The sequence below is a fragment of the Pleionea sp. WD8-19 genome (genome assembly GCF_055326765.1).
Genome location: NZ_JBUZOU010000023.1, coordinates 1 through 11,093, shown reverse-complemented (window position 1 = coordinate 11,093; position 11,093 = coordinate 1). Strand labels below are relative to the sequence as shown.

At 42.4% G+C, this 11,093-nt stretch carries 10 protein-coding genes and 1 tRNA gene; 2 read left to right on the top strand and 9 right to left on the bottom strand.

Annotated elements, in window-relative coordinates; genetic code table 11:
- Positions 1-2 precede the first annotated feature (2 nt).
- The 9 genes from ACTUJY_RS19170 to ACTUJY_RS19130 all read right to left on the bottom strand — a co-directional run bounded on the left by ACTUJY_RS19170 (position 3) and on the right by ACTUJY_RS19130 (position 7,615).
- Positions 3-593, bottom strand: coding sequence for a COG4648 family protein (locus ACTUJY_RS19170; RefSeq protein ID WP_463617749.1), 591 nt, complete (start codon positions 591-593; stop codon positions 3-5).
- On the bottom strand, positions 568-813 hold the full coding sequence (locus tag ACTUJY_RS19165; RefSeq protein WP_463617748.1) for an acyl carrier protein: 246 nt from the start codon (positions 811-813) through the stop codon (positions 568-570). The genes ACTUJY_RS19170 and ACTUJY_RS19165 overlap by 26 nt, the downstream gene beginning before the upstream one ends.
- A gap of 18 nt (positions 814-831) precedes the next feature.
- Positions 832-1,086 carry a phosphopantetheine-binding protein gene (locus ACTUJY_RS19160; protein ID WP_463617747.1) on the bottom strand — a complete coding sequence of 85 codons (255 nt, stop codon included), beginning with the start codon at positions 1,084-1,086 and terminating at the stop codon, positions 832-834.
- Positions 1,073-1,858, bottom strand: coding sequence for a lysophospholipid acyltransferase family protein (locus ACTUJY_RS19155; RefSeq protein ID WP_463617746.1), 786 nt, complete (start codon positions 1,856-1,858; stop codon positions 1,073-1,075). The genes ACTUJY_RS19160 and ACTUJY_RS19155 overlap by 14 nt, the downstream gene beginning before the upstream one ends.
- A gap of 2 nt (positions 1,859-1,860) precedes the next feature.
- A complete protein-coding gene (locus tag ACTUJY_RS19150) occupies positions 1,861-2,607 on the bottom strand; it encodes a beta-ketoacyl synthase chain length factor (RefSeq protein ID WP_463617745.1) in 747 nt (248 codons plus the stop codon).
- A gap of 204 nt (positions 2,608-2,811) precedes the next feature.
- Positions 2,812-3,417: a 4'-phosphopantetheinyl transferase family protein gene (locus tag ACTUJY_RS19145; RefSeq protein ID WP_463617744.1), complete on the bottom strand. Its 606-nt coding sequence runs from the start codon at positions 3,415-3,417 to the stop codon at positions 2,812-2,814.
- A gap of 376 nt (positions 3,418-3,793) precedes the next feature.
- Positions 3,794-6,481 (bottom strand): ligand-binding sensor domain-containing protein, encoded by a 2,688-nt coding sequence (locus tag ACTUJY_RS19140; RefSeq protein ID WP_463617743.1) that lies wholly within the window; start codon positions 6,479-6,481, stop codon positions 3,794-3,796.
- Positions 6,432-6,893 carry a hypothetical protein gene (locus ACTUJY_RS19135; protein WP_463617742.1) on the bottom strand — a complete coding sequence of 154 codons (462 nt, stop codon included), beginning with the start codon at positions 6,891-6,893 and terminating at the stop codon, positions 6,432-6,434. Before ACTUJY_RS19135 ends, ACTUJY_RS19140 begins: the two co-directional genes overlap by 50 nt.
- 635 nt (positions 6,894-7,528) lie before the next feature.
- Positions 7,529-7,615: transfer RNA gene (locus tag ACTUJY_RS19130), tRNA-Leu, on the bottom strand.
- Between the two features lie 100 nt (positions 7,616-7,715).
- On the opposite strand from ACTUJY_RS19130, the gene rnr reads away from it, so the two are divergent.
- Entirely contained in the window at positions 7,716-10,118 is a 2,403-nt protein-coding gene (rnr, locus tag ACTUJY_RS19125) for a ribonuclease R (protein WP_463617741.1), read from the top strand.
- Positions 10,119-10,152: 34 nt separating this feature from the next.
- Positions 10,153-10,911 (top strand): 23S rRNA (guanosine(2251)-2'-O)-methyltransferase RlmB, encoded by a 759-nt coding sequence (rlmB, locus tag ACTUJY_RS19120; RefSeq protein WP_463617740.1) that lies wholly within the window; start codon positions 10,153-10,155, stop codon positions 10,909-10,911.
- The last annotated feature ends 182 nt before the right edge of the window (positions 10,912-11,093 follow it).

The window sequence follows — 11,093 nt, the reverse complement described above, 5'->3', positions numbered from 1 at the left end:
GATCACTTCGCCGGTGTTTCACGTTTAGGGCGACAAAATAGCTCGATCGCGAAAATAAGTCCCATTAACAAGTAAGCGATAAGTCCGTTGTACAGTGTCCACCACTTTAGGGTATCAAATGTCGTCGTGTAGTAAGCGATGGTCCCGTTAATAATGAAGAACAAACACCAAACAATGCATACTTTTTTTGTATAACGGCTTAATTCAGGGGATTCAGGCTCGCCCATTGCAAGAGCAAAACGCTCAATCATATTAGGTGGTTTTTTTAGACTCAGCGAAAAATGCAGAAATAAGAATAAATTTAGAAAAACCGGATAAAACTGGATGTAACGAATTTGGTTGAAAACAATAGCTGCTGTTATCAGTACACCTATTGTTATAAACATACCAGGAGTAAACAAAGCTTTTGTTTGTTTTAAATTTTTTTGTGTCGCTAAACGCAATGCAAATAATGCCAATAAAGCGATTGCGAGGTAGCGGGCTTCAAAATATTGCAAGCCAAAGTAAACAATCAGTGGATAAACAATAAAAACCACCGAAACTATGACTTGCAAAATTGCTGGCAATTTAGGCGACCAGTTTTTCAACAGCATCGATGACATCTGAAACGGTGCGAACGTTTTTAAACTCTTCAGGCTTGAGTTTCTTACCGGTCAGCTCTTGAAGTTTGATAACCAGATCGACGGCGTCAATGCTGTCTAAGTCGAGGTCGTTGTATAGATGACTCTCTTCAGAAACATCATTAGCATCAATTTCGAATAATTCATCCAGAATGTCTTTCAAGGTGATTAAAATTTCTGCGCGTGATTTCATTGCAGGGTTACTCCGGTGTTACTGATTCTGTTGAATAAATTTGGCCATGTTGGCGATGCTATGAAAATGCTTTTTATTTTCTTCCGCGTTGGCATCCAGCTTAACATTGTATTTTTTTTGAATGGCAACACCAATTTCTAGAGCATCAATGGAATCTAAACCCAAACCTTCGGCAAACAAGGGGGCTTCAGATTCAATATCGTCACTGGTCATATCTTCGAGTTCTAAAGCATCAATGATTAATTGCTTCAGTTCTTGCTCAAGCTGGTTCATGGGTGGTAATTTCCTCTGTAAAATAATTTTTTAAATAGTCGGTCAATTGGCGTGCTTGTTTGCTTTCTGCTTGAGTGCAATCAAAGTATGGTTTTATGGCAATATTTTCACCTACCGACAGAGTGACGTGAAACGGACGTTCTGGCACTCGATACCAAGGAACTCCTTTCATTAATGCAGGAGGAGTGCAGGTTATCGTTACTGGTGTTATATCTTTGCGAGCGTATAAAGCGATACGCGATGCACCTCTTTGCAGTTTGAGCGATTTGCCTGGTACTGAACGGGTGCCTTCCGGAAAAATAATCAGCGAATTTTTCTCATCGAGAATTCTTTTACAGCTTTCCATCAGTACGGCGGGGTCATCTGAATTACTGGTATAGTCTGCGGCGGTTACAACGCCTTTAAGAAAGAAGTTTTGAAACAGTTGTCGTTTTACAATGCAGTCCGTTTCCGGTAGAAGTGAGATAAGTAAAACCACATCGATCAATGTTGGATGTGAGGCGAGAATTAATTGCCCACCCGAAGGAGACAATCGCTCTCTATTTTTTAAAGTTACACGCATAACACCCAGAACTATCATCTGACCTATAAAAAAGCGAAAGCACCGGTGGATTACGTATTGCGCTTTCTTTTTGCGTATTTGGCGATCTTTAACGGTAAGGTTCAACCAGGGAAATACAGTGAGTGTCAATAACAATCCGCCCAGACCAAAAGAAACAAAACACCAACCGGTGGCCAGTACGCGCCATAAATAGTTGATTTTAGCACGCATGGTTATTCACCGAGGTAATGCCAGTGCCACTGATTGCCTTCTGTAAGCAATCGGTAATCGGACTGACCACCAAGGAAAAAGCGGATAAAGCTTAATATGGGCATTTCGCTTAGCGAACTCGACTCATTAGTGGCAGAGAGTGTGAGTTGCCAACGAGGCTGAGATAAAGAAACCACAAACGCTGCGGCCACGGGAATTTCGGGATGCTCGATATAGCTTTGGTAGTCATTGGGTACGGGTTCATCCGCATAAACCACTAATACCTGTTCTCTTTCTCCAGATGTTAATAGTCCAAACGCCTCCAAAAAACAATGCTCTAACGTATTAAGGCCTGCGGCAATGGAAGTGGATGCCTGTCGATTTTTATTGAGAATGGAGTTCAAGCCGCTGGCCGTATTGTGAACTGACATGCTAAAGCCGGTCGGCGAAAGCAGCTGTTGAGTGATGACTTCTTCCAGTAGTTTACGGGTACGTTGCAACTCACCGTGTCGAGAGCCAAACACAGAACTCATGTCCTGATGATCTCCCTGACATTTGTGTGCCACATGTAAAGCCATTTTGCTTAATCGACTGAATCGCCTTCGTTGCATCGCTGGTATAAAACTGGCGTCAGGCTGACTGGTATCGGGTTGACCGGTAAAAATGCTAGGCGACAGCGAGCCTACAGCCCATTGCTGCCATAGATTGTTCGTTTCTAGCCCTGGTGCCCAGGCGGCCCAATGCTCGATATTAAATTTCACCCCGGTCATGAAATTGCGGCTTTTTACAACTGGATAGACGTCTAATTTAAAGTTAATAATTTTACGAAAGTTAACTAACTTATTAATATTTAAAGAATAATTTGGCCATCATGTGGAACGGCGAGCGGGAATACTACGTGTATTGAGGCTAAATTGCAATGGTCACGAAAAGATTATTTTTTGCCCAATATCTCGTAATCGAGAATAATATTTTTAAGGCTCGATGAGTTTAGCGGAATCGTCACCGCCAACGGCAATCGCCAAACTGTATTTTTCATTGGACTTGTCAAAAAAAGCCCAAGGGCTCCCGTTGATTTCACCTTTCACTTCTTTCTCCGTTTTGCTGAACTTCATTATTTGTGGCGCGACAGGTTGTGTCTCCCAAATACTGGCACCTACGGCTTTGGTGTAGGCTTCTAGTTGAGTCCACAATCGATAGAAGTGCACTCCGGTGACGTGTTGCTCGCCTTCTAAGTTGAGATGTTGCCAAAGGGCTTCCAGATTTTTTCTGGGCAAATGCTTTTCCAGATCGACCCCCACGGAATCGATTAAAGACAGTGTAAATGCCGACAGCTCGTAAGAGTGGCTTATGCTGATATGCAGTCCCGCTGCGGTATTTTGAAAGTAGGGCTTACCCGATGGTTCATAGGCAATTTCAGTTTGACTTTCATCCAATTGATATTCGTCTACCAGAACTTGCTTGATCCACTGATGGGTTAGAGCACGCCAATGCTTTTTTTGCTCTGCAATTTTAACCTCGGCGTCGATCGGAAACTCGACTTTCCAAAGGTGCACATGATTCTCACCAGGCAATTCCAACCGCGGCTCCTTTATGACAGCGATAAATAATGGATACTTTATTATAGACGGGTTGGCTAGAAAGGAAGATATGTTAAAAAATAAAAGGTCCTAAAACTCAGGACAGTGCAGAAGAAGCTTTTAAAAAGCAATAAAACTCAATGAGTTACTGCTGGCTCTACGTGTTGGAGAAGATTTGAGTTAAGGTCTTAACGCTGTTTGGCTTGCATAGAGCTCGGCGATCCACTGTTTATTTTTACGGACTGCGACCAAAAGTGTTTATGTTTTATGCCTTAATTTTTGCAATAAACCATAGTGAGCACCAAAAGAAATAACGGTAACGAGACACCCATGTAGAGGTACCCAATTATTCGGACGAAGCGCTCGAGATGATAATTTAGGCATAGGTAAATTGTGTTTTTTCTACCAGAATCGTCATCATTGCTCCGGCTGAAGCGTTTGTGTACCGCAGCTTTATGCCTGTAAGATCGTAATGATTGTTAATAAATTGCTTAACGGCATTGAAGATTGTGTCATTTTTATCTTTGAAAACGAGCTTCATATCAAACAAGCGATCGTTGCTGGTCATGTGTATGGAGAGCTTCTGCCCCGGTGTCATTAATTGATTGATGGCAACTGCAAATATGCCCCACAAATGTGCTTTTATTTCGAATGGCATCTTGATTGTTTGGTCTGGATCGACAGTGTCCTTAATGGTTACCGCAGCGTTTAAGTTTTGATCTAAAGTGACAACCAGCTTTATTTGTTCGACCAACCCCATTTGCTTGATCGTTTTGGGAACTTCGAGAGGCAGATGGTTATAAGCTAACAGCATTGAGTTTGAGTCTTCGTCTCTTAGCAACTCTTCAATTTCAATATTCAGCCCTTCAATTGTTTTATTGAGTTTTTTTACCTTTCGCCAATAATAAAAATAAAGTGTGCTTAGAATCATTAAAATAACAGCAGCGTAAAGCCAGTACTCGCTATGCGGGGGGAGCACAGTAACCTGGAACTCTCGAATACCGGAAGCGCTGCTTGAGCGAGCATGTACTCTAATGGTGTGTTCCCCTGGGCTTAATGAGTCCAGATAAATAACATTGGTATGTAACTCTTGCATTGGGGCGTTATCAATGGAATAGAAGTAGCGTGTTGGGTATAAGTGTGAGTGATTGACGATTGTAAATTCTATCAAAAACGATTGACCAAACTCTAACATGCTTTGTATAGGCGTTTTTGAATATATCGGAAGGGATGGGATCGATTTTGTATTGGGTAATGAGTTCAGTAGGGTCCAACCGTCTGCACCTCCAACATAAATAGAGCCTTCCGGTGTAACGCTAGTAGAATGTCTTAGTAACTCACTTGGGTAAAGCCCATCTTTCTGTGTAAAGTTTTGAAACCAATCTGCATCCAAATATTTGAGAATCGAAACACCGTCGAGTGTACTGAGTATGAAACTCAGGGAGGGCCCTTCTTCGAAGAGTGAAATGTCTGAGATTGTATCATTTAAAAGGTTTGAGTTACTGGTTGTAAGTTGTTTTACGACTTCACCTTCTTTCCAATGTAACAGCCCATCGCCATTTGTACCTATCAAAAGTTCATTTGCATTCAGCGTTAAAAGCGACCAAATTGATTTGTTATGCAAGTAATGGGTAACTTCTTTTTCCGACGCTATTTTAAATAGGCCAACGTCTGTTCCTGCCCAAAGCACACCGAACTCGTCAACATTTAATGCGGTGACAGCGTTACTGAAAAGATCCGCTTTTAGGCTGATAATATCTTCTACTTCACCGGTTAAAGAAAGCTTGTAAATTCCAGACCGATCGGTACCTACGTACACAAAGTCATTACCTGAGACAACATTGAGAACAATTTTATCTTTGAGTAACTGATTAAACTGTTTTTTTTCTAAATTAAAAACAGTAACGCCATTAAAGTGTCCTATCCAGAGTTGTCCTTGACCATCTTTACTCATTGAAGAAATTTTATTGCTGCCAATTTTTTCTATGCCATAGTTCACAGGTGTGTTGTTAGACGAAAAGTGCCACAACCCATCTCCGAAAGTTGCAATAAATGTTTCATCTTTAATCTCAGTGATTGAGTGATAGTAAACACCATCTATTCCCGCATAATTAACAATATCTTGTCGATTGCCAGCGAGCTGGAAAATGCCATTACTGGTCGTTGAGGCCCAGATTAAGTTTGTCAGATGGTCGTGTGCAATACTCGTTATGGTTTTATCTTTTAAATAGCGCTTACAATTTGTCACAGAACTCATTGTAGTAGGGCATTCAAAAAGGCCTTTATTGCTACCAATGAACACAGTATCATCTTTGCTGGATATATAACGGACATTGATATTTTCGAAGCCCATTACGCTGGTTAACTCTCCGTTTGTGGCTTGAAAATAAAGACCCTGTTTTAATCCGAACAGCGTTCCTCCATTGATAGGCTCGACCGCATTGACGTACTTATTTTTCAAATTGAGATTAATGGTTTGTGCCGAACCCATCGGTTTTATACCGCTTGTTGTTCCAACGAACTTGAGGTTTTTGTCTATCGCGGTCACATAAGCGTCAAACTCGTATGTTTTTACCTTTTGATTACTTTCTGTATCAATAATAAAAACCATGTTTTCGGATAAAATGGCCAAGTACTTACCAGAGTTGATTTCGATGATGCCATTTGGGTTAATGGTTCTATTGTTTAACTCTAAAAGTTCACCCGTGACTTTTCCGTTTTCTAAAATTTGAACGCCTTGTTTATCATTGAGTCCTACATAAGCAACATAGCTTGGAGGGGACCCCGACATCCAGTTGTTTGACGCGATGACATGTATCGCATTGACTTGGGCGCTCTTTAATACTTTTTTATCTGGTTTTTTCGAAAATAATTCAAAATTTGAACCATCGTAACGAGCTAGACCGTTATAGGTTGCGGCCCAAAGGTAACCATGAGAGTCGAGAAAAATAGAGGGCGTACGGTTTGAGGGTAAACCGTGCGCCTTGGATATGTGCTTAAATACTTCTGATACTTCAGGAGTCTTTGTTTTTGCTGATATTGGGATCGTGAACGTAACCGCCACAATTGCCAAAAGTAGTCGGTGGCATATACTCTTTATTATCGTCTTCTTTGTAGAATATTGTTTTTCTTTTACTTTTAACACTTCTTGTTCCCGAGTTGAGTACAATCAAATAAGTTGGTAAACGTGGATCCTCATTCTTCGCTTTGTTTGCCCACTGTTCACGAACACGGTTACCATACTCTATTCCATACTTTGCATCGAGCCCTGATGCAAAAATTTCCACTTGCTGGTCACTGAATAATAAAGCCCCAACATTGTTTGAGCTGCCCGCACATGTCGTAAAAACTTCAACATGTAAAAAATTACCGTCGGGTAGCTCCAACTTAGCCCACATATCAACAACCGATGCCCGGCCTGTTGCTTGAGAGTTTAAGCATAACAGGCATATTGACAACATGAGTAGTTGTTTCATTTTGAGTTTCCTTAATTATTGATTTTTGAGTTAATCATATCCCGATGTACATGTAATGGAATAATGACGTAAATCACACTCCTACGAGTCTCCAACATTAAAAATGTTTATGCTGTCTGTTCTGAACTTATAATGGGAGTACGATTTCAGTTTACCAGAGTCTATCATTTTTACTTGTTAAAGTGCTGACGCCTATAACTCATGGCATTATAAAGTACCGCTCTCGTTGCGCAACGCACTAACTGGATTAAATGCACTTTCAGCTTATAAGGATATTATCGTCTCGCTTTTGTTTTCGTTAAATTGAGAAGAAGCACGTTGGCTTAATAAGCCCTGTTTCAAACTATATTATTTGCGGGAATGGTTCAAAAACTTGAAGCCGTGGAAATGATTACGGTTGATATGAAATAAAGTTAGGCAGTTTGGTTTGTTGCCTGGAACGATAGACACAACGGTCCGACGCTTCGGCCGACACGCACGGCGTGGCTGATTAGCACTGTGATAAATAAAGCCGAGATGATTTGTATTACGAATGGTGCCCAGGGTGGACTCGACGGTCCGACGCTTCGGTCGACACGCACGGCGTGGCTGATTAGCACTGTGATAAATAAAGCCGAGATGATTTGTATTACGAATGGTGCCCAGGGGCGGACTCGAACCGCCACGCCCGTGAGAGCACTAGCACCTGAAGCTAGCGTGTCTACCAATTTCACCACCTGGGCAATAGGGAGGCGAAATATACGTTGGCCAGTGGTGATTGTCAATTCTGTTTTTGGGCATTTTTAAGTTACACTTGCAGGGTATAAAACAAATGGACAAACCATGCCTAAAAAGAAAATTAAAGATCCGCACTTTCAACGCGAAGCCGCCAAATACGATAATCCCATTCCCAGCCGAGAGTTTATTCTGGAGTTTCTGGCCAATCACCAAGGGCCGGCGCATTTTCCTGAGATAATGGAAGGATTAGGACTTCATGATGAAGAGGAACTGGTCGCACTGAGTCGGCGTCTTAAAGCCATGGAGCGTGACGGGCAACTTATCCGCAATCGAAAAGGTGCGTATGGCTTAATTAATAAGCTGGATTTGACGCCTGGTGTGATTTCAGCGCACAAAGATGGTTTTGGCTTTTTTACCCCAGACAAAGGCGGCGATGATTGGTTTGTCTCGGCAAGGGAAATGCGCAAGGTATTCCATGGCGAACGAGTCGTGTGTCGTCCTAAAGGGTTCGACAGTCGTGGTCGTGTCGACACTAAGATTGTTGAAATACTGGAGTCGGAACAGCCTCTGCAAATTGTAGGGCGCTTTTATCAAGAAAGCGGTATTGCTTTTGTTAAACCCAACGATCAACGATTTACCCAAGATATTCTTATTTCGCCCGGAATGACTGCAGGTGCGGAGCAAGGGCAAGTGGTAGTAGCGCGAATTACCACCCGACCTGGCGAGCAGACGCAGCCGGTTGGGGCGGTTGTGCAAGTGTTAGGTGACTATCTGGCTCCGGGAATGGAAATTGATATCGCCATACACAACTATAATATCCGTCGCGATTGGCCCGAAGCGGTACTCAATGAGTTGCAACGTCTGGCTCCAGAAGTCGCCGAACGCGATAAACAGGGAAGAGTGGATTTGCGCCATTTGCCACTGGTTACTATTGATGGTGAAGACGCACGTGATTTTGACGATGCGGTTTATTGTGAATGGAAAGAGAGCGGTGGTTGGCGTTTATGGGTTGCAATTGCCGATGTTTCACATTATGTCCAACCTAACAGTGCTTTGGATGTTGAAGCCAGTCAAAGAGGTAACTCGGTGTACTTTCCGGAGTATGTCGTTCCAATGTTACCGGAACAAATTTCGAATGGTCTTTGTTCTTTAAATCCTCATGTTGATCGTTTGTGTATGGTGTGTGAAGTCACCATTAGTGCAAAAGGTAAAATCAGCGGTTATCAATTTTATCCCGCAGTGATGCACTCAAAAGCACGACTCACTTACAATAAAGTATGGGCGATATTACAAGGCGATAAGCCCTTACGAGAAGAATACAAGGCGCTGATTCCACACCTTGAAGAGTTGTATGCGTTATATCAGGCACGCGCGGTTGAGCGAAAAAAACGGGGTGCGATTGAGTTTGAAACGACAGAAACACAAATTGTTTTTAATGAACAACGCAAAATCGAAAAAGTGGTACCGGTGATCCGCAACGATGCACACCGCATTATTGAAGAATGTATGATTTGTGCCAATGTTGCTGCCGCTCGCTTTTTTCTTAAACATAAAATGCCTGGCATGTACCGCATTCACGAAGGTCCTACCGAAAAGAAGCTTGAGGACTTACGCAGTTATTTAGGTGAGTTAGGATTGTTTTTATTTGGAGGCGATTCGCCCGATCCCGCACATTACGCAGAATTATTAAAAGGTGTGAGTCATCGTCCTGATGCCGAACAAATTCAAACCATGTTGTTGAGATCGATGAGCCAGGCTGTCTATGCACCGGATAATATTGGTCACTTTGGTTTAGCCTTTAAGGCTTATACACACTTTACTTCGCCCATTCGACGATATCCCGATTTATTAATTCATCGCTTGATTAAATCCAAACTTGAACAACAAGACGCTGAACTGAGTTACACCGGCTCTCAAAGTTATAGCCACGAGCAATTGAGCCAACTGGGCGAGGTTTGTTCCGCAACGGAGCGTAATGCCGATATGGCGACGCGTGAAGTTGTCGACTGGCTCAAATGCGAATTTATGTCCGCTCACATTGGATCGCAGTACGATGGTGAAGTCGTTGCAGTGACTAACTTTGGGATGTTCGTTCGCATTCAGGAATTCCATATTGATGGTCTGGTGCATGTTACGTCACTTGGACGCGATTATTTTCATTTTGAAGCGGGTAAACAGCGACTGGTCGGTGAGTCCAGTGGTGTCAGTTATGCTTTGGGTGACTTGGTAAAAATTGAAGTGTCGAATGTCGACTTGGAAGACCGTAAAATCGATTTTGACTTGATTGAGCAAAAATTAAACAGCCAACGCAAGCCGATGAGTGAGCGTGAAAAACTTTACGCTCGTGCGAAAAGTAAGTCTGTGAAGAATAAAAAACAACAATCACAAACCGAAGAAAAACGGGGGCATAAAGGCGAAAACCAAGGCGAAAAAAAATCGCATAAGAAAAAGTCTCATGGCACGAAAAAAACATCGGGTAAGCAGCGTGGACGAAAGTCGAAGCGTTGAACATTAATACAAAATTAAAATGAACGACAAAAATATGGCTGAAAATATTGTATGCGGGATCCATGCCGTGGATCTCCTATTGAAAAAAAGCGTTGATCAAGTGATCAAAATTTATCTCCAGGCCAACCGTCAGGATGCCAAGGCACAAAAGTTGATAAGCCTTGCCGCAAAGCACCGTATTCCAGTAGTTCGATGGGATAAACAGAAGCTGGATCAACTGACTACGGAAAATCATCAAGGCGTGGTAGCCGAGATTGCCAACACAGGGGCTTTAGTGCAAGGAGAAAACGAGCTATACCAATTGGTGGAGCAAAAAGAAGGGAACGTACTCTTGTTAATCTTGGATGGTGTCACCGATCCTCATAATTTAGGCGCTTGCTTTCGAACAGCAGACGCTGCGGGTGTCGACGCTATTATCGTTCCGAAAGATAAGTCGGTTGGTTTAAACGCTACTGTGCGTAAGGTCGCTTGTGGTGCTGCAGAATCGGTACCTTTTTTTGCCGTGACTAACCTTGTAAGGGCACTTAAGTCGTTACAAGATTTGGGCGTATGGATTATTGGCACCGCGGGTGAAGCTGAACAAGATCTGTATCAGTCAAAGTTTACCGGCCCTATCGCTTTGGTGATGGGCGCCGAAGGAAAAGGTATGCGACGCTTAACACGAGAACACTGCGATGAGCTGATCAAGATCCCAATGGCGGGTAGCGTTTCCAGTTTGAATGTTTCCGTAGCTACAGGCGTGTGCTTGTTTGAAATGATGCGACAAAGAGGACATGAAAGCGTTAAGCAATAAGCACTAAGTGATAAGTAATAAGAAAATCAGAAATAAAGTTGACATGGTGGTTAGTCCAAAACATCCTTTTTAGAACTTAGAACTTAGAACTTAGAACTTAGAACTTAGAACTTAGAACTTAGAACTTAGAACTTAGAACTTAGAACTTAGAACTTAGAACTTAGAACTTAGAACTTAGAACT

What these genes read in the sequence shown, in the direction of transcription:
- ACTUJY_RS19170 (WP_463617749.1), bottom strand. Translation starts at nt 593, where the DNA reads ATGCTGTTGAAAAACTGGTCGCCTAAATTGCCAGCAATTTTGCAAGTC.
- ACTUJY_RS19165 (WP_463617748.1), bottom strand. Translation starts at nt 813, where the DNA reads ATGAAATCACGCGCAGAAATTTTAATCACCTTGAAAGACATTCTGGAT.
- ACTUJY_RS19160 (WP_463617747.1), bottom strand. Translation starts at nt 1,086, where the DNA reads ATGAACCAGCTTGAGCAAGAACTGAAGCAATTAATCATTGATGCTTTA.
- ACTUJY_RS19155 (WP_463617746.1), bottom strand. Translation starts at nt 1,858, where the DNA reads ATGCGTGCTAAAATCAACTATTTATGGCGCGTACTGGCCACCGGTTGG.
- ACTUJY_RS19150 (WP_463617745.1), bottom strand. Translation starts at nt 2,607, where the DNA reads ATGACCGGGGTGAAATTTAATATCGAGCATTGGGCCGCCTGGGCACCA.
- ACTUJY_RS19135 (WP_463617742.1), bottom strand. Translation starts at nt 6,893, where the DNA reads ATGAAACAACTACTCATGTTGTCAATATGCCTGTTATGCTTAAACTCT.
- rnr (WP_463617741.1), top strand. Translation starts at nt 7,716, where the DNA reads ATGCCTAAAAAGAAAATTAAAGATCCGCACTTTCAACGCGAAGCCGCC.
- rlmB (WP_463617740.1), top strand. Translation starts at nt 10,153, where the DNA reads ATGGCTGAAAATATTGTATGCGGGATCCATGCCGTGGATCTCCTATTG.